Origin of the sequence: Mycobacterium shimoidei, assembly GCF_900417275.1 — a bacterium.
Lineage (GTDB): Bacteria > Actinomycetota > Actinomycetes > Mycobacteriales > Mycobacteriaceae > Mycobacterium > Mycobacterium shimoidei.
In genome coordinates this window covers 4,006,431-4,024,261 of record NZ_UEGW01000001.1, presented here as the reverse complement: position 1 = coordinate 4,024,261, position 17,831 = coordinate 4,006,431, and the positions used below count along the sequence as shown (strand labels likewise).

The 17,831-nt window shown below is 68.2% G+C and carries 21 protein-coding genes and 1 pseudogene; 20 read left to right on the top strand and 2 right to left on the bottom strand.

Annotated elements, in window-relative coordinates; translation table 11 throughout:
- Position 1: 1 nt before the first annotated feature.
- The 8 genes and pseudogenes from ruvX (at position 2) to aroQ (ending at position 6,456) form a co-directional block, all read left to right on the top strand.
- Positions 2-502 (top strand): Holliday junction resolvase RuvX, encoded by a 501-nt coding sequence (gene ruvX, locus MSP7336_RS19310; RefSeq protein WP_113964364.1) that lies wholly within the window; start codon positions 2-4, stop codon positions 500-502.
- A gap of 91 nt (positions 503-593) precedes the next feature.
- Positions 594-1,772 (top strand): endolytic transglycosylase MltG, encoded by a 1,179-nt coding sequence (locus tag MSP7336_RS19305; protein WP_113964363.1) that lies wholly within the window; start codon positions 594-596, stop codon positions 1,770-1,772.
- Positions 1,750-2,544: a shikimate dehydrogenase gene (locus MSP7336_RS19300; protein WP_244917494.1), complete on the top strand. Its 795-nt coding sequence runs from the start codon at positions 1,750-1,752 to the stop codon at positions 2,542-2,544. The genes MSP7336_RS19305 and MSP7336_RS19300 overlap by 23 nt, the downstream gene beginning before the upstream one ends.
- A 9-nt stretch (positions 2,545-2,553) precedes the next feature.
- On the top strand, positions 2,554-2,961 hold the full coding sequence (locus MSP7336_RS19295) for a prepilin peptidase (protein ID WP_113964361.1): 408 nt from the start codon (positions 2,554-2,556) through the stop codon (positions 2,959-2,961).
- Between the two features lie 126 nt (positions 2,962-3,087).
- Positions 3,088-4,293, top strand: a complete 1,206-nt coding sequence (gene aroC, locus MSP7336_RS19290) for a chorismate synthase (RefSeq protein ID WP_113965092.1) — start codon at positions 3,088-3,090, stop codon at positions 4,291-4,293.
- Positions 4,293-4,799, top strand: a pseudogene (locus MSP7336_RS19285) (shikimate kinase); the annotation flags it as partial. The gene aroC and the pseudogene MSP7336_RS19285, both read left to right, overlap by 1 nt.
- A 143-nt stretch (positions 4,800-4,942) precedes the next feature.
- Entirely contained in the window at positions 4,943-6,031 is a 1,089-nt protein-coding gene (gene aroB, locus MSP7336_RS19280) for a 3-dehydroquinate synthase (protein ID WP_069397277.1), read from the top strand.
- Positions 6,028-6,456, top strand: a complete 429-nt coding sequence (aroQ, locus tag MSP7336_RS19275; protein WP_069397278.1) for a type II 3-dehydroquinate dehydratase — start codon at positions 6,028-6,030, stop codon at positions 6,454-6,456. The genes aroB and aroQ overlap by 4 nt, the downstream gene beginning before the upstream one ends.
- 3 nt (positions 6,457-6,459) lie before the next feature.
- On the opposite strand, the gene MSP7336_RS19270 is transcribed toward aroQ, so the two are convergent.
- Positions 6,460-7,068, bottom strand: a complete 609-nt coding sequence (locus MSP7336_RS19270; RefSeq protein WP_181786851.1) for a B-4DMT family transporter — start codon at positions 7,066-7,068, stop codon at positions 6,460-6,462.
- Positions 7,069-7,101: 33 nt separating this feature from the next.
- Between MSP7336_RS19270 and MSP7336_RS19265 the strand changes: the two genes are divergently transcribed.
- The 7 genes from MSP7336_RS19265 (at position 7,102) to MSP7336_RS19235 (ending at position 11,940) form a co-directional block, all read left to right on the top strand.
- A complete protein-coding gene (locus tag MSP7336_RS19265) occupies positions 7,102-8,184 on the top strand; it encodes a M24 family metallopeptidase (RefSeq protein ID WP_113964359.1) in 1,083 nt (360 codons plus the stop codon).
- 15 nt (positions 8,185-8,199) lie between these two features.
- Positions 8,200-8,757, top strand: coding sequence for an elongation factor P (gene efp, locus MSP7336_RS19260; RefSeq protein ID WP_069397281.1), 558 nt, complete (start codon positions 8,200-8,202; stop codon positions 8,755-8,757).
- Positions 8,750-9,223 (top strand): transcription antitermination factor NusB, encoded by a 474-nt coding sequence (gene nusB, locus MSP7336_RS19255; RefSeq protein WP_113964358.1) that lies wholly within the window; start codon positions 8,750-8,752, stop codon positions 9,221-9,223. Before efp ends, nusB begins: the two co-directional genes overlap by 8 nt.
- Complete coding sequence (locus MSP7336_RS19250) at positions 9,220-9,603, top strand: antitermination protein NusB (protein WP_069397283.1); 384 nt, start codon at positions 9,220-9,222, stop codon at positions 9,601-9,603. The genes nusB and MSP7336_RS19250 overlap by 4 nt, the downstream gene beginning before the upstream one ends.
- Before the next feature lie 129 nt (positions 9,604-9,732).
- A complete protein-coding gene (locus MSP7336_RS19245) occupies positions 9,733-10,113 on the top strand; it encodes a hypothetical protein (RefSeq protein ID WP_069397284.1) in 381 nt (126 codons plus the stop codon).
- A gap of 82 nt (positions 10,114-10,195) precedes the next feature.
- Positions 10,196-10,759, top strand: coding sequence for a TetR/AcrR family transcriptional regulator (locus MSP7336_RS19240; protein WP_069397285.1), 564 nt, complete (start codon positions 10,196-10,198; stop codon positions 10,757-10,759).
- Between the two features lie 38 nt (positions 10,760-10,797).
- Positions 10,798-11,940, top strand: a complete 1,143-nt coding sequence (locus MSP7336_RS19235; protein WP_113964357.1) for an acyl-CoA dehydrogenase family protein — start codon at positions 10,798-10,800, stop codon at positions 11,938-11,940.
- A gap of 91 nt (positions 11,941-12,031) precedes the next feature.
- Here the strand turns inward: MSP7336_RS19235 and MSP7336_RS19230 are convergent, their stop codons facing one another.
- Positions 12,032-13,258 carry a serine hydrolase domain-containing protein gene (locus tag MSP7336_RS19230; protein ID WP_069397287.1) on the bottom strand — a complete coding sequence of 409 codons (1,227 nt, stop codon included), beginning with the start codon at positions 13,256-13,258 and terminating at the stop codon, positions 12,032-12,034.
- Between the two features lie 94 nt (positions 13,259-13,352).
- Here MSP7336_RS19230 and pyrR point away from each other — a divergent pair, with 94 nt between their 5' ends.
- The 5 genes from pyrR to carA are packed head-to-tail and all read left to right on the top strand — an operon-like array spanning position 13,353 to position 17,779.
- Positions 13,353-13,925 (top strand): bifunctional pyr operon transcriptional regulator/uracil phosphoribosyltransferase PyrR, encoded by a 573-nt coding sequence (pyrR, locus tag MSP7336_RS19225; protein ID WP_069397288.1) that lies wholly within the window; start codon positions 13,353-13,355, stop codon positions 13,923-13,925.
- The gene (locus MSP7336_RS19220) at positions 13,922-14,866 is read left to right on the top strand and encodes an aspartate carbamoyltransferase catalytic subunit (RefSeq protein WP_113964356.1); all 945 of its coding nucleotides are present in this window, start codon (positions 13,922-13,924) and stop codon (positions 14,864-14,866) included. Before pyrR ends, MSP7336_RS19220 begins: the two co-directional genes overlap by 4 nt.
- Positions 14,863-16,167: a dihydroorotase gene (locus tag MSP7336_RS19215; RefSeq protein WP_069397290.1), complete on the top strand. Its 1,305-nt coding sequence runs from the start codon at positions 14,863-14,865 to the stop codon at positions 16,165-16,167. The genes MSP7336_RS19220 and MSP7336_RS19215 overlap by 4 nt, the downstream gene beginning before the upstream one ends.
- Complete coding sequence (locus MSP7336_RS19210; protein ID WP_069397291.1) at positions 16,164-16,670, top strand: PH-like domain-containing protein; 507 nt, start codon at positions 16,164-16,166, stop codon at positions 16,668-16,670. Before MSP7336_RS19215 ends, MSP7336_RS19210 begins: the two co-directional genes overlap by 4 nt.
- Entirely contained in the window at positions 16,667-17,779 is a 1,113-nt protein-coding gene (gene carA, locus MSP7336_RS19205) for a glutamine-hydrolyzing carbamoyl-phosphate synthase small subunit (protein ID WP_113964355.1), read from the top strand. The genes MSP7336_RS19210 and carA overlap by 4 nt, the downstream gene beginning before the upstream one ends.
- Positions 17,780-17,831: the final 52 nt, after the last annotated feature.

The window sequence follows — 17,831 nt, the reverse complement described above, 5'->3', positions numbered from 1 at the left end:
CTTGGACACCGCAGTGGACCGGCTTCCGGACCGGCCCGGGGGAGACGACCCCGGGCGGGGGCGGCGGCTCGGCATCGACGTGGGCAGCGTGCGTATCGGTGTTGCCGCCTGCGACCCGGACGGCATTTTGGCCACCCCGGTGGAAACTGTGCGCCGTGACCGCTCAGGAGCTCATCTGCGCCGGCTGGCCGAGCTGGCCACCGAGCTGGACGTGGTCGAGGTGATCGTCGGGCTGCCGCGCACCCTGGCTGATCGCAGCGGCTCGGCGGCTCGCGACGCGATCGAGTTGGCCGACCTGCTGGCCCGCCGGATCGCCCCGATTCCGGTGCGGCTGGCCGACGAGCGGTTGACAACGGTCAGCGCGCAGCGCTCGTTGCGCGCAGCCGGGGTGCGGGCCAAGGGGCAGCGTGGGGTGATCGACCAGGCCGCCGCCGTCGCCATCCTGCAAGGCTGGCTCGATCTGCGCCGCGCTGTACTACCCGGGGAGGTCAGCGGTGCGTGACCATCCTTCTCGCCGCCGGGCACCCGGTGGCAACGGACAGCGCGGCGAGTCCCAGCGAGTACCTGTTGCGGTCGGGCCGGCGCGCCGCACGATGAGCCGCGCCGACCGGATCCGCGCCGAGCGCGCTCGGCGCCGTCGGCGAATCACCGCCGGCTTGGCTACCGGCCTGCTTGTCGTCGTCGTCGTCGGCGCGGTGTTCGTCGGGTCGAAGCTCTGGCACATGTTCGGCTCGCAAAACGACTACACCGGCAACGGCAAACGCGACCTGGTAATCCAGATCCACAACGGCGACTCGACCACCGCCATCGGGCAGATGCTGCAGGAGCGCGGCGTGGTCCGTACCGTCCGCGCGTTCGTCGAAGCGGCACATGGCAATTCCGCCATCTCGTCGATCCAGCCCGGCTACTACCGGTTGCGCACCGAGATTCCGGCGGCCTCGGCAGTGGAGCGACTCGCGAATCCCGACAGCCGGGTGGGCAAGCTGGTCATCCCGGAGGGACGGCAACTCGACGACACCACCGACGTCAAGACCAACGCCGCGACTCCCGGCATTTTCACGTTGATATCGCGGGCCACCTGTGTGGAGCTTGACGGTGAGAAGCGGTGCGTCGCGGCGAACGACCTGCGAGCCGCCGCCGGTACCACCCCGCCGGCCGTGCTGGAAGTGCCGCCGTGGGCGATGGATTCGGTGACCCGGATGGGCAGCGATCATCGCCGGATCGAAGGGCTGATCGCGCCGGGCACCTTCAACGTCAACCCGGCGGCATCGCCGCAGAAGATTTTGACGAGCCTGATCAGCGCCAGTGCCGCCGAGTATGCGAAGTCCGGGCTGGCCGACACCGCCAAAGCGATGAACTTGTCGCCCCACGACGTGCTGGTGGTGGCGTCGCTGGTGCAGCGCGAAGCCACACCACCGGATTTCCCGAAGGTGGCCCGGGTCATCTACAACCGGCTGGCCGAGCACCGCACGCTGGAGTTCGACTCGACGGTGAACTACCCGCTGGACCGGCGGGAAGTGGCGACCACCGACGCCGACCGGGCGGAGCCCACCGCGTGGAACACCTACGTGTCGGAGGGGTTGCCGGAGACGGCGATCTGTTCGCCGGGCATCGATGCGCTCAAAGCGGCCGAGCATCCCGAGCCCGGCGACTGGCTGTACTTCGTCACGATCGATGCCCGCGGCACGACACTGTTCACCCGCGATTACCAGCAGCACCTGGCGAATATCGAGCTGGCCAAGCACAACGGTGTCCTCGACTCCGCGAGGTAGGCGGGCGGGCGTGCTCGGCTCGCCGATCGCGCACTCGCGTTCCCCGCAGCTGCACCTGGCCGCCTATCGCGCGCTGGGCCTGCACGACTGGACCTATGAGCGCATTGAATGCGGCGCCGACGAATTGCCCAGCGTGGTCGGCAGTTTCGGGCCGGAGTGGGTCGGGGTATCGGTGACGATGCCGGGCAAGTTCGCCGCGTTGGCCTTCGCCGACGAGCGCACCTCACGCGCGGAGCTGGTCGGCTCGGCCAACACGCTGGTGCGCACGCCGCACGGTTGGCGGGCCGACAACACCGACATCGACGGCGTGAAAGGCGCGCTGGGCGCCGCTTCCGGACACGCGGTGGTCACCGGGTCGGGCGGCACCGCGCCGGCGGTCGTGGTGGGGTTGGCCGAGCTCGGGGTCAGCAGCATCACCGTCCTTGCCCGCAACCCGGACAAGGCCGCCCGGTTGGTGGAGCTGGGGGAGCGCATCGGTGTCTCGGTCCGGTTCAGTGGGCTGGACGACGCCGCTGTGGACGACGCGACGGTGCTGGTCAACACCCTGCCGGCGGACGTGGCTTCCCGGTACGCACCGGCGTTTGCCTCGGTGCCGGTGCTGTTGGACGCGATCTACGATCCCTGGCCGACGCCGTTGGCTGAGGCGGTGACCGCGGCCGGGGGACGGGTGATCAGCGGGTTGCAGATGCTGTTGCACCAGGCGTTCACGCAGGTCGAACAATTCACAGGGCAACCTGCGCCGCGAGCGGCGATGGCGGCCGCACTGGGTTAACGTGCCGCGATGGCGATGGTGGCCATGGCGCTGTGGATGGGTGTGCTCAGCGGCTACGACATCGCGCAGCGCCGGTTGCCGAACTGGTTGACGCTGCCCGGGGCCGTGGTCGTGATTGCCGCCGCTCACATCGCTGGCCGCGGCCTGTCCGCCGTCCTGGGGGGTTCGGTGCTCGCGGGGCTGTATGCGGTGGTGCACCTGGTGTCGCGGCGTGGGATGGGTGCCGGCGACGTGAAGCTGGCGCTGGGGCTGGGCGCGTTGACGGGATGCTACGGCGCGGACGTGTGGTTCTTGGCGGCGCTGGTCGCGCCGGTGCTGACCACGGTCGTCGCGTTGGTGCGCGGTGTGCGCCGTGTGCCGCACGGCCCGTCGATGTGTCTGGCCAGCGCAACAGCCGTGGGCCTGGTCGTCTGGTGACCTGCACGTCCGTCCCCGAAATCGACGACAGCGCGGAAAAGTGCGAGAGCGGGCATCGCTGACGTCGATCTCGACGCGATTCTCGGGAATTACGTCCGCCGAGCCCGACATGGGAAGATGGGACTCGTGTTGCGTTGGACCACTGCCGGTGAATCCCACGGCCGAGCTTTGGTGGCCGTGCTCGAAGGCATGGTCGCCGGGGTGAGCGTCACCTCTGAGGACATCGCCGACCAGTTGGCCCGCCGCCGGCTCGGCTACGGCCGCGGCGCCCGGATGAAGTTCGAGCGTGACCAGGTCACCGTGCTGGCCGGGGTGCGGCACGGCAGCACACTGGGCGGCCCGATCGCCATCGAGATCGGCAACACCGAATGGCCCAAGTGGGAACAGGTGATGGCCGCTGACCCGGTCGACGCCGCCGCGCTCGACGTGGCCCGCAACGCGCCGCTGACCCGGCCCCGGCCCGGCCACGCCGATTACGCGGGCATGCTCAAATACGGTTTCGACGACGCCCGCCCAGTGCTGGAGCGCGCCAGCGCCCGCGAAACCGCGGCCCGCGTCGCCGCCGGCACCATCGCCCGGCACTTCCTGCGGCAGGCACTCGGTGTCGAGGTGCTGTCCCATGTCATCTCGATCGGCGGGTCGCAGCCCTACGACGGCCCACCGCCGCAGCCCGAGGACCTCCCGGCAATCGACGCCAGCCCGGTACGGGCATTCGGCGAGGAAGCCGAAAAATCCATGATCGCCGAAATCGAGGCCGCCAAGAAGGACGGCGACACGCTCGGGGGCGTGGTGGAGGCCGTCGCGGTGGGCCTGCCGGTCGGACTCGGATCGTTCACCAGCGGCGACAACCGGCTCGACAGCCAGCTGGCCGGCGCGGTGATGGGCATCCAGGCGATCAAGGGCGTGGAAATCGGCGACGGCTTCGAGACGGCGCGGCGCCGCGGCAGCCGTGCCCACGACGAGATGTATCCCGGCCCCGACGGTGTGATCCGCTCGACCAACCGGGCCGGCGGGCTGGAAGGCGGCATGACCAACGGCCAGCCCTTGCGGGTGCGAGCGGCGATGAAACCGATCTCCACCGTGCCCCGGGCATTGGCGACCGTCGACATGGCCACCGGCGACGAGGCCGTCGCCATCCACCAGCGCTCCGACGTGTGCGCGGTGCCGGCGGCAGGCGTGGTGGTCGAGACCATGGTGGCGCTGGTGCTGGCCCGCGCGGCATTGGAGAAATTCGGCGGTGACTCGCTGACCGAAACCCGCCGCAACGTCGAGGCTTACCTGCGCTCGGTCGCCGAGCGCGAACCTGCCGCCGAAGTTCGGGTGTCGGGGTAATGGCGCCCAGGGCCGTGCTGGTCGGCTTGCCCGGATCGGGCAAGTCCACCATCGGACGACGGCTGGCCAAGGCGCTGGGGGTCGAGCTGCTCGACACCGACGCCGCCATCGAGCAGCGGACCGGGCGCAGCATCGCCGACATCTTCGCCACCGATGGTGAGCAGGAATTCCGCCGCATCGAGGAGGAAGTGATCCGCGAGGCGCTGGCCAATCACGACGGCATCGTGTCGCTGGGCGGCGGCGCCGTCACCTCGCCGGGCGTGCGCGCCGCGCTGGCCGGCCACACCGTGGTCTTCCTGGAGATCACCGCGGCCGAAGGAGTGCGCCGCACCGGCGGCAACACCGTGCGCCCGTTGCTGGACGGCCCCGACCGCGCCGAGAAGTTCCGGGCGCTGATGTCGCAGCGGATTCCGTTGTACCGGCGCGTGGCCACCATCCGGGTGAACACCAACCGGCGCAATCCCGGCGCGGTCGTCCGCCATATCGTGGCGCGGCTGGAAGACCCGTGCACCGTCCGGGCCCGTCAACAGCCCTCGTGGCGCCGCACCACGCCGCCGCCGGCGCCGAGTCAGCCCGACACGGAACCTCAGAAACCGCCGACTCCCCTCACTCCCGCCGCACTGGCCGCACGCCGCGCCGAGGCGCGCAAATGACCAAGCCGGCTGCACCGGTCACCGTGCAGGTGGCCGTCGACCCGCCCTACCCGGTGCTGATCGGCACCGGACTGCTCGCCGAGCTCGACGAACTACTCGCCGGTCGGCACCGAGTGGCCATCCTGCATCAGCCGGTGCTGGCGACGACCGCAGAGATGATCCGAAAGCGTCTGGCCGACAAGGGTGTTGATGCGCATCGAATCGAAATCCCGGACGCCGAAGCGGGCAAGGATCTGCCGGTAGTGGGATTCATCTGGGAAGTGTTGGGTCGCATCGGAGTTGGGCGCAAGGATGCTCTGGTCAGCCTGGGCGGTGGGGCCGCCACCGACGTCGCCGGCTTCGCGGCCGCCACCTGGCTGCGCGGGGTCGACATCGTGCACGTGCCCACCACCTTGCTAGGCATGGTCGACGCAGCCGTTGGCGGCAAGACTGGTATCAACACCGACGCCGGCAAAAACCTGGTCGGCGCGTTTCACCAGCCGACTGCCGTGCTCGTCGACCTTGCCACCCTGGAAACGTTGCCGGCCAACGAAATCACCGCCGGGATGGCCGAAGTCGTCAAGGCGGGTTTCATCGCCGACCCGGTGATCCTCGACCTCATCGAGGCCGATCCCGCCGCGGCGGTGCAACCGGACGGCAAGGTACTGCCTGAGCTGATCCACCGTGCGGTCGCGGTGAAGGCACAGGTGGTGGCCGCCGATGAGAAGGAGTCGCAGCTGCGTGAAATCCTCAACTACGGGCATACTTTGGCGCACGCCATCGAACGGCGCGAGCACTACCAGTGGCGTCACGGCGCCGCGGTTTCGGTGGGCCTGGTGTTCGCCGCCGAGCTGGGCCGACTGACCGGGCGGCTCGACGACGCCACCGCCGACCGGCACCGGGCCATCCTCACCTCGCTGGGATTGCCGGTCAGCTATGACGCCGACGCGTTGCCGGAATTGCTGGAGTTCATGGCCGGTGATAAGAAAACCCGTTCGGGGGTCCTGCGATTCGTGGTTCTCGACGGGTTGGCCAAACCCGGCCGGCTGGAGGGGCCGGACCCCGCGCTGCTGGCCGCTGCCTACGCCGAAGTGGGTGCCCGATGACTACCGTCAACGTCATCAACGGACCAAACCTCGGCCGGCTCGGCCGTCGGGAGCCCGACGTCTACGGCGACACCACTCACGACGACCTCGTGGCGCTGATCGAGCGCGAGGCGAGCAATCTTGGCTTGAAAGTTGTTGTGCGCCAGAGCGATAGCGAAGCTGAGCTGCTGGAGTGGATTCATGCGGCCGCCGATGCGGCCGAACCGGTGATCCTCAACGCCGGCGGGCTGACCCACACCTCGGTGGCGCTACGCGATGCCTGTGCCGAGCTGCGCGCCCCGTTGATCGAAGTGCATATCTCCAATGTGTATGCCCGCGAGGAGTTTCGGCGCCACTCCTACCTGAGCTCGGTAGCGACCGGGGTGATCGTCGGTCTCGGCGTGCAGGGGTATGTGCTGGCGTTGCGCTACCTGGCGGGCGGTTAACGCCTACTGTTCTTCCGGCTTGGGCTGCTGGGCCTCGTCCAGCTTGATTTCCTCGGTGGGCGACTCGCTGTAGGCCGGCTGCGTGGCCGTAGGCTGCTCGACGCCCTGGGCCGCCGCGTTGCCGCCCCCGACGGCGGCGAACACGTCGGTGTCGACCCGCTCTTCGTCCCGGCCTGAGCGTGGGGCGTAGGCACCGGTGCGGTCGATGCGCCAGCGCCCGAACGTCACACCGGCAATCCCGGACACGAAAACCACCAGCGCGGTGAAGGATGCAAAGGTGGTGACCTCGTTGATCAGCCCGCCAGCGTAGATGCCCTTGTAGAACAGCGTGATCAGCCACACGACGAAACCGCTGAGGATTCCGGCCACCAGTCCGGCCACCAGCCAAACCATCGCCAGATCGCCGCGCCGATCGGGGTCCGGGTTGGCCGCGGCGTCGGCACGGCCGTCGAAGTTGCCCCACACCATCGCGGCGGCGATGAACAGCAGGAGCAGCACAATGCTGATCAATGCGGCCTGGGTTTGGAAGGCGTTGATCAACGCTCCTTGAAACAGCCGGACGACGACCATCGCCCCTGCGAACACCAGCCCGCGCAGCATCCAGTTAGTCATGGGGCCACAGCGTAGCGAGTAGCGTCGGCGGGCGTGACACATTCCCAGCGGCGAGTCAATCTCAGCACCCGGATTCGTGCCGCAGGACTGGACGCGATGCTGATCAGCGACCTCATCAACGTGCGGTACCTGTCCGGTTTCACCGGCTCGAACGCCGCGCTATTGGTGTTCGCCGACGACCAGCCGCCGGTGCTGGCCACCGACGCCCGCTACCGCACCCAGGCAGCCCAGCAGGCGCCCGACCTGGAGGTGGCCATCGAGCGGGCCTGCGGACGGCATCTGGCCGGGCGGGCCGCCTCAGCCGGAGTGCGGCGGCTGGGTTTCGAAAGCCATGTGGTCACCGTTGAGGGTTTCGACGCCCTGGCCGACGAAGCGTGCGGGGTCGAGCTGGTTCGCGCCCCGGGGATGGTGGAAGCGCTGCGCGAGGTCAAGGACGCCGGCGAGGTGGCGCTGTTGCGGCTGGCCTGTGAGGCGGCCGACGCCGCGTTGACCGCCCTGGTGCAGGGCGGCGGGTTGCGGCCCGGCCGGACCGAACGCGAGGTGAGCCGCGAGCTCGAGTCGCTGATGATCGACCACGGTGCCGACGGGGTGTCGTTCGAGACCATCGTGGCCGCCGGGCCGAATTCGGCGATCCCGCACCACCGGCCGACCGACGCGGTGCTGGCTGCCGGCGATTTCGTCAAGATCGACTTCGGTGCGTTGGTCGGTGGCTATCACTCCGACATGACGCGCACCTTCATCCTGAGCCCGGCCGCGGATTGGCAGGAAGAGATCTACCAATTGGTCGCCACGGCACAGCAAGCCGGGCGCGACGCGCTGCAACCCGGCGCCGCGTTGTCCGAGGTGGACGCCTGCGCTCGAACGGTGATCGCCGACGCCGGCCATGGCGAGCATTTCGGGCACGGCCTGGGTCACGGTGTGGGGCTACAGATCCACGAAGCGCCGGGGATCAGCGCCAGCGCCGTCGGTACACTACTTGCGGGCTCCGTGGTGACGGTGGAGCCCGGTGTGTATGTGCCCGGCCGTGGCGGCGTCCGCATCGAGGACACGTTGGTCGTGGGAGCACACGGCCCCGAATTGCTGACCCGGTTCCCCAAGGAACTGGCCATTCTCTAGGAGACATAGAAGACTGTGGCCTCGACTGCCGACTTCAAGAACGGACTGGTGCTGGTGATCGACGGCCAGCTGTGGCAGATCGTCGAGTTCCAACACGTCAAACCCGGCAAGGGACCGGCATTTGTGCGCACCAAGCTGAAAAACGTGGTCTCCGGCAAGGTCGTCGACAAGACCTACAACGCGGGCGTCAAAGTGGAAACCGCCACCGTCGACCGGCGCGACACCACCTACCTGTACCGCGACGGCTCGGACTTCGTGTTCATGGACAGCGAGGACTACGAGCAGCATCATCTGCCGGAGTCGCTGGTCGGCGACGCCGCGAAGTTCCTGCTGGAGGGCATGCCGGTGCAGGTGGCCTTCCACGACGGGTCGCCGCTGTACATCGAGTTGCCGGTCACCGTCGAGCTGGAGGTCACCCACACCGAGCCGGGGCTGCAGGGCGACCGGTCCAGCGCGGGCACCAAGCCGGCGACGCTGGAGACCGGCGCACAGATCAACGTGCCGTTGTTCATCAATACCGGCGACAAGCTCAAGGTCGACTCCCGCGACGGGAGCTACCTCGGCCGTGCCTGAGGGTAGGCCGGTCAAAGGACGGCATCAGGCCCGCAAACGCGCCGTCGACCTGCTGTTCGAGGCCGAGGCCCGCGGCTTGTCCCCGGTCGATGTGGTCCAGTCCCGCACGGCGCTGGCCGATGCGAAGCGCGATGTGGCGCCGCTGCACCCGTACACCGAGACGGTGGCGCGCGGGGTCGCCGAGCACATCGCCCACATCGACGACCTGATCGCGTCGCATCTGCAGGGCTGGACACTGGAACGGCTGCCGGCGGTGGACCGGGCCATTCTACGAGTCGCGGTGTGGGAGTTGCTGCACGCCGATGACGTGCCGGAGCCGGTGGCCGTGGACGAGGCGGTGCAGCTGGCCAAGGAGCTGTCCACCGACGAGTCGCCCGGGTTCGTCAACGGCGTGCTGGGTCAGGTGATGCTGGTGACGCCGCAGATCCGGGCCGCGTCGCAGGCGGTACGGAGCAACGAGTCGTGACCCGGCTCGAGCTGCGGGTGCTGGTCGCTGCCGTCCTGGGGGCGACCGTGGTGCTGGGCGCGGTGGTCTGCGCGGCATACGGGCAGGCGGTGATCGCGGCGACGCTGGCGATCTATGCGCTGGGTGTCGGGGCGTGGCTGTACCACTCGGTCGAGCGCTATGTGGTGGCCCGGCGCATCAGCACCGTCCGCTCGGTGGCCAAGCCGTTCCAGCCGCTGCTGCCGGTGATGGCCGCGATCATGGGCTTGACTCAGGCGGTGGTGCGCTCGCTGTCCGACGTCACCGACACCGGAACACGGCGCTGGGACCTGCCCGTACGGCGGTGGATGGCCATCAACCGGGGCAGTTCGGGAGATACCGACGACCAGCTCGACGGCTGAGGCCCCTTGAGTAAAGGACGCGGATAATTGGCTGCTGCCTTTGGTTGTTTCTCAGTCACTTCTCAGATAGGCTTGTGACCACCAGTTTTGAAACCACCAGGACTGGCCAGCAAGCGACGGAAAAAGAAAATGCAGTTGGCGCTTCGCCCCTACCTCATCGCCGGTGCCGCAATCGCAGGTGCCGGAATAATCGTGCTTGCCCCGGCCACGCCTCGTCTGCCAGACGTTCAGGTCCCGGCAGTACAGCCCGCCGGCTCGGAGACGCTCGATTTCCGCGACTTCAACGTGCAGGACCTACTCGGCGCGCTGGCCAACAGCGAAGGTGCGTTCTCGATTCCCGACACCGAAACGTTCGACGTCCCCGAAAGCGGACCGGCCGACCTCGGCGGCTTGCTCAATCCCTCCATCACGGCACCCGACCCGGGCCCGCTGGACGTGAACAAGCTGCGGATCGGCGCGGCACTCGGTCCCGGCAACCCGCTGGCACCGGACGCTCCAGCCACCCAGTAGGTGTTGCAGCGCGAAACGCCGATGGCCCGCGCATTGCCAGCGCGTGTGAACGCGCTGGAGTTACTAGGTGCAATGAATTGTGGTGACCTCGGGTAGCTCGTCCAATTCCCGGCTCTCCGTGGACGATTGGGTGCAAACGGGCTTCCGTGTACTCGCCGAAGAGGGACTCAAGGCGCTGACCGTCGACCGGCTCTGCCGTCGGCTTTCAGTCACCAAAGGCAGCTTCTATTGGCACTTCAGCGACATGAAGGCGTACCGCAAGGCGCTGGTCGACGCCTGGGCGGCGGTCCGCGATGAGGACCGCTGGTATTTCGACGACCTGGCGACGGACCCGCCGCGGCAGCGACTGTCCCGGATGATGACAGCGCTGGTGGGCCCCCGACATTGGATGCTGGAGCGTGCGATGCGCGAGTGGGCGCGATCGGAGGAGAGCGTCGCCGCGGCGGTACGCGAATCCGACCAGCGGGTGGTCGCGGCCGTCCGCCAAGCCTTCCTCGACGAGGGGTTCGGCCCAGAAGAGGCCGATATGCGCGCCAACGTCACGTTCGCCGCCGGTATCGGCTTCTTGCACCTGTCGGGTTCGCGGCCGAACCCGCAGGCTGCCAGCCGACGCGAGGATTTCCTCGAACTCATGCTGCGGCACTGAAAGCCGTTCCATACCAAAAGGTATGGTACGGTCCGGCCATGACGGTCTCCGCGGACTTCGTCGCCCGACTTGCCGAGCGTGCCGTCGACGCGGAGAAGCAGCGCCGGCTGCCGCAAGCCACCATCGACGACTACCGGGAGTCCGGACTGGCCCGGCTGTTGCAGCCGGCACGCTACGGCGGACAGCAGGCCGAATTCCCGGAGATCTTCGACATGGTGCGTCAAATGGCCCACGGCTGTGCCTCGAGTGCCTGGACTCTGGGCTTCTACACGCTGCACAACTGGATGCTCGGGCTGTTCAGCGAGCAGGCCCAGGATGAGGTGTTCGCCGACGGCCCGGTGCTTTGCCCGGCGCCGCTGGCGCCGACCGGCAAGGGTGTACCGGTCGACGGCGGCATCCGGCTGACCGGGCGGTGGTCCTGGGCGACCGGTGTGATGGACGCCGACTGGGTGATGGTGGGCGCGATCTGCGACCCCGACGGCGCGCCGTATCCGGCGCTGGTGCTGCTGCCGGCGTCCGAGGTCGAAGTCGACGACGTGTGGCATACCGCCGGCATGTGTGCGACCGGTTCCAACGATGTCGTTATCGACGACGTGTGGGTGCCCGGTCATCGTCTGGTGCATGTCGCCGACATCTACCGGGGCAGCACGCCGGGCGCGGCGCTGCACGGCGCCGCGGTGTACCGATGGCCGATGGTGCCGGCGTTGGCGTTGACCGCCGCGATGCCGGCGCTGGGGTCAGCGGAGTTCGTCGCCGACACCTACGCTCAGCGGCTGGGCGAGCGCGTGCTGGCCTATTCCGGTGTGGCACAAAAGGATCAGCCCGCCGCGCGGATACGGCTGGGCGAGGCCAGGGTGCGGTTGCGCGCACTAACTGCCTTGCTCGACCAAACCGCCGGGCTGATCCAGAGCACCGTCGAGACTGGTCAGCGGGTCAGCCGTGCAATGCGCGCCGACGCCCGGGCCGCGGCGGCGTTGATCGTGCACGAGTCGCGTGCCGTGATTGCCGATCTGCTGGAGGCCTCCGGGGCGAGCGCACAGTTTCTGGACAACCCGTTGCAGCGGGCCAAACGCGACGTCGACGTCATCTCCGGGCATGTGGTGTTCGACTACGACGTCAGCCGTGAGCTCGCCTGCGCGCTGGAGATCGGCGCCGAGGTGTCGCCATTCGCGATGATCTGATTCGCCGGGATCCGCCGAGATTCGCCGAGATCGACGCTAGCGTGCGGCCCTCTCGAACTTTTCCACGTCACGGTCGATCTCGGCGTAGCCCTTACAAATCCAAGGCGCGATACGTGCGGCGCACCCACTTCGGTTGCACCGCTTGCAGTCTGGCCAGCGACGTGTTGCCGGCGACCGCCGCGGCGGCATCCGAGGACAACGTCGGCATGTTCTGCACCAGATACAGCAGGATCAGGTCCGCGCTCGGGTCGGCTTGCCACCATGTCCCGTAAGCGCCTGGCCAGCTGAAGGTGCCGAGGCCGCCGGGCCCGAACAGCGGCGTCGCCTTCGCCGGGTCGGTGACGATCGACAGGTTGAGCCCGAACCCGCGGCCCACCCAGAACGGGGCGCCCAGAAACGGGTGTCGCTTTTGCTCGTCGGTAAGTCGATCGGTGCGCATCGCCCGCGCCGACTCCGGCGACAACACCCGGACCCCGTCGAAAGTGCCATCACGCAAGAGCATTTCGATGAACCGTAGATAGTCATCAGCCGTCGACAACAAGCCGCCACCGGCATTGCAGAATGCCGGCAGAGTCAGCGGCGGCGGCCCCATCACGTCGTGTTGCAGCTGGTTGTGTTCGTCGAGGCGGTACATCGTCGCGGCTCGCCGGCGCGCCTCAGGGGTTACCGCAAAACCGGTGTCGACCATGCCCAGCGGTCGCAGGATTCGCTCGTCGAGCACCTGGTGGAATGGTTTGCCCTCGATGCGCGACAGCAGCACCCCGACCACGTCGATGGCGTGACTGTAGGTCATCCGTTCACCGGGCTGATGCACCAACGGCAACTCGGCGAGCGCAGCCAGCCAGGTGTCCGGCCCCTGCCCGAACGGCAACCGGACATAGGCCCGCGATATCGGGCCGTCGACCGAGAAGCCGTACGCCAGCCCACTGGTGTGGGTGAGCAGATCCTCGACCAGGATGGTCCGCCGCGCGGGATGGGTCTTGTCCAGCGGGCCGGCTGGGTCGTCAAGCACCCGCATGTCGGCGAACTCGGGAAGCCAACGCGTGATCGGATCGCGTAGCGCCAGCTTGCCCTCGTCGACCAGGGTCATCGCGGCCGCGACGGTCACCGGTTTGGTCATCGAGGCGATGCGGAACAAGGTGTCGCGGCGCATCGGCAGCCCGGCGTCGACGTCGCGGTAACCGATCTCGTTGACCTGCAACACCTCTCCGCGCTGCCAGACCATCGTCACAGCGCCGGCCAGCAGGCCGGCCTCGCATGCCTCGCGGATGGAGGCCTGGTTGCCGTCGAGATTGTTCAGTGCCGCAGAGCCTGTCATTTTCGTCAGAGTAGCTGGCAGTGTTACGCTGCCCGGCAGTCGACATCCTTTAACGATCCGTCCAGTGAGGCGGAGAAGGAGGTCAAGAACTCGCATGAATGCTGCGAGTGAAACCGGCTTAGGCCGCGATTCGAGGGAATTGATGTCGGCGGCCGACGTGGGCCGCACCATTGCTCGTATTGCGCATCAGATCATCGAAAAGACTGCGCTCGACGGACCCGACGCGCCGCGGGTGGTACTGCTGGGCATCCCGACTCGTGGCGTGACGCTGGCCACGCGGCTGGCCTCCCACATCGCCGAATTCAGTGGCGTGCACGTCGATCACGGCGCGTTGGACATCACGCTCTACCGCGACGACCTGATGCAAAAACCGCCACGCCCGCTGGAAAACACCTCGATCCCGGCCGGTGGCATCGACGACGCCCTGGTCATCCTGGTCGACGACGTGCTGTACTCCGGGCGCTCGGTGCGCTCGGCGCTCGACGCACTGCGCGACATCGGACGGCCGCGGGCCGTGCAGCTTGCGGTGCTGGTCGACCGCGGCCACCGCGAGCTGCCGCTACGCGCCGACTACGTGGGCAAGAATGTGCCGACCTCGCGCAGCGAGAGCGTGCATGTGCGGCTGGCCGAACACGACGACCGCGATCAGGTGGTGATCTCCCGATGAGCAGGCACCTGCTGGCCGCGAGCGACCTGAGCCGCGACGACGCCACCGCGATCCTCGATGATGCCGACCGGTTCGCCCAGGCGCTGCTGGGCCGCGAGGTCCGCAAGTTGCCGACGCTGCGCGGCCGCACCATCATCACGATGTTCTACGAGAACTCCACCCGCACCCGGGTGTCGTTCGAGGTCGCCGGCAAGTGGATGAGCGCCGACGTCATCAACGTCAGCTCGGTGGGATCGTCCGTGGCCAAGGGCGAGTCGTTGCGGGACACCGCGCTGACGTTGCGCGCCGCCGGCGCCGACGCGCTGATCATCCGCCATCCCGCCTCCGGTGCGGCGCACCGGCTGGCCGACTGGACCGCCACCGAATCCGGTGGCCCGACGGTGATCAACGCCGGCGACGGCACCCACGAGCACCCGACGCAGGCCCTGCTGGACGCGCTGACCATCCGGCAGCGGCTCGGCGGGATCGAGGGTCGGCGGGTGGTGATCGTCGGCGACATCCTGCACAGCCGCGTCGCGAGATCCAATGTCATGCTGCTGGCGACGCTCGGCGCCGAAGTGGTGTTGGTGGCCCCGCCGACACTGCTGCCGGTCGGCGTGGCCGACTGGCCGGTCACCGTGTCCTACGATCTGGACGCCGAATTGCCCGTCGCCGACGCGGTGTTGATGCTGCGGGTGCAGGCCGAGCGGATGACCGGCGGCTTCTTCCCGTCGGCGCGCGAGTACTCGGTGCGTTACGGCCTGTCCGATCGGCGTCAGGCAATGCTGCCCGGCCACGCGGTGGTGTTGCACCCCGGCCCGATGCTGCGGGGCATGGAGATCGCGTTCTCGGTGGCCGACTCGTCGCAATCTGCTGTGCTGCAACAGGTTTCCAACGGCGTGCATGTACGGATGGCGGTGCTGTTCCATCTGCTGGTCGGGACTGAGGAAATCGCGGCATGAGTGTGCTCATCCGCGGGGTGCGGCTATACGGCGAGGGCGACCAGGTCGACGTGCTGGTCGACGGTCCCGGTTTTGCAGGTCAGATCACCGACATCGGTGCGGACCTTGCCATTCCGGAGACTGCCGACGTGATCGACGCGACCGGGCAGGTGCTGCTACCCGGCCTGGTCGACTTGCACACCCACCTGCGTGAGCCGGGCCGCGAATACGCCGAAGACATCGAAACCGGTTCGGCCGCAGCGGCGTTGGGCGGCTACACAGCGGTGTTTGCGATGGCCAACACGAATCCGGTCGCCGACAGCCCGGTGGTCACCGACCACGTCTGGCATCGCGGCCAGGAAGTCGGGCTGGTCGACGTGCACCCGGTCGGCGCTGTCACCGTCGGGCTGGCCGGGGCCGAGCTCACCGAAATGGGCATGATGGCCGACGGTGCCGCACAGGTGCGGATGTTCTCCGACGACGGCAAATGCGTACACGATCCGCTGGTGATGCGCCGCGCCCTGGAATACGCCACCGGCCTGGGCGTGCTGATTGCCCAGCACGCCGAAGAGCCGCGGCTGACCGTGGGCGCCGTCGCCCACGAAGGACCCCACGCCGCGCGGCTCGGGCTGTCGGGCTGGCCGCGGGCGGCCGAGGAGTCGATCGTCGCGCGCGACGCGCTGCTGGCCCGCGACGCCGGCGCCCGGGTGCATATCTGCCACGCTTCCACCGCGGGCACCGTCGAGATCCTGAAATGGGCCAAGGATCAAGGCATTGCGATCACCGCCGAGGTCACACCACATCATCTGCTGCTCGACGATTCCCGGTTGGCCAGCTACGACGGAAACAACCGGGTCAACCCACCGCTGCGCGAAGCCGCCGATGCGCAGGCGCTGCGTCAAGCGCTGGCCGACGGGGTAATCGACTGCGTGGCCACCGATCATGCCCCGCACGCTGAGCACGAGAAATGCGTCGAGTTCGCTGCCGCGCTGCCGGGCATGCTGGGGCTGCAGACCGCGCTGTCGGTGGTCGCGCAGACGATGGTGCTTCCCGGGCTGTTGACCTGGCGCGACGTGGCCCGGGTGATGAGCGAGAATCCCGCCCGCATCGCGCGCCTGCCCGATCAGGGTCGGCCCCTGGAGATCGGTGAGCCGGCGAATCTGACCGTGGTCGACCCCGAGGCAAGCTGGACAGTGGCCGGAGACGAGCTGGCCAGCCGGTCGGCCAACACCCCGTACGAGCAGATGACTTTGCCGGCCACGGTGACCGCGACGCTGTTGCGCGGCAAGGTCACCGCCCGCGACGGAAAGAGTCCGGCATGAATTCGGCAACGCTGGTCGCATCGCTGATCTTCGCCGCAGTGCTCGTGGTGCTGATCGCTGTCGTGATCTCGATGATGATGCGCGGCTGGCGCCGCCGCGGTGAGCGGCAGGCCGCGCTGATCGGCACGCTGCCGACCAGGCCCGACATGGTCGGCTCGGCGACCGTCGGGCCCACCCGTGGGTTGTATGTCGGCAGCACGCTGGCGCCCAACTGGAACGACCGGGTCGCCGTCGGTGATCTGGGTTATCGCAGCAAGGCGGTGATGACCCGCTACCGGCAAGGGATCATGCTGCAACGCAGCGGCGCCAGCCCGATCTGGATTCCGCAGGAGTCCATCAAGGACATCCGCACCGAACGCGCCTTGGTCGGCAAGGTCGGCCCGCGGGAGGGGATTTTGGCCATCCGGTGGCGGCTACCGTCGGGCACTGAGATCGACACCGGTTTCCGCGGCGATGACCGCGCCGAATACGCCAGCTGGCTGGCGGTGGGAGACGCCCGATGAAAGCGCTGCTGGTCCTCGAGGACGGCCGGGTCTTCACCGGCACACCATTCGGGGCGATCGGCCAAACACTCGGTGAGGCAGTGTTTTCCACCGGCATGTCGGGCTACCAGGAGACACTCACCGATCCGAGCTATCACCGCCAGATCGTGGTTGCCACCGCACCGCAGATCGGCAACACCGGCTGGAACACCGAAGACGCCGAAAGCCGTGGCGACAAGATCTGGGTGGCCGGCTATGCGGTGCGCGATCCCTCACCGCGCCCATCGAATTGGCGTGCCACCGGCACGCTGGAAGACGAACTGGTCCGGCAGCACATCGTCGGTATCGCCGGCATCGATACCCGCGCGGTCGTGCGTCACCTGCGCAGCCGCGGCTCGATGAAGGCCGGCGTGTTCTCCTCGGACGCGCTTGGCCCGCACGAAGAACTGCTGGACCGGGTGCGCAGCCAGCAGCCGATGCTGGGCGCCGACCTGGCCGGAGAAGTCACCACCCCCACGCCTTATGTCGTGGAACCCGAGGGACCGCGACGATTTACCGTGGTGGCGCTCGACCTCGGGATCAAAACCAACACTCCGCGCAACTTCGCCCGGCGCGGGATCCGCACCCACGTGCTGCCGTCGTCGGCCACCTTCGAGCAGATCGCCGAAGTGCAACCCGATGGCGTGTTCTTGTCCAACGGGCCGGGCGACCCCGCCACCGCCGACCACATCGTCGCGGTGACCCGCGACGTGCTCGGCGCCGGGATCCCGCTGTTCGGCATCTGTTTCGGCAACCAGATCCTGGGCCGGGCCCTGGGTCTGTCGACCTACAAGATGGTGTTCGGCCATCGCGGCATCAATGTCCCGGTGATCGATCACGCCACCGGGCGGGTGGCGGTGACCGCACAAAACCACGGTTTCGCACTGGAGGGTGAGGCCGGGCAGCGGTTCGACACGCCGTTCGGTGCGGCGGTGGTCAGTCACACCTGCGCCAACGACGGCGTCGTCGAAGGCGTCAAACTTGTTAGCGGGCGGGCGTTTTCGGTGCAATACCATCCGGAGGCGGCTGCCGGCCCGCACGACGCGGAGTATCTGTTCGATCAGTTCGTCGACCTGATGGGCGGCCAATGACGACCACCATTTGCGCGAGCGGGCGTGTTTGTACGGCGACACGCCGCAACCG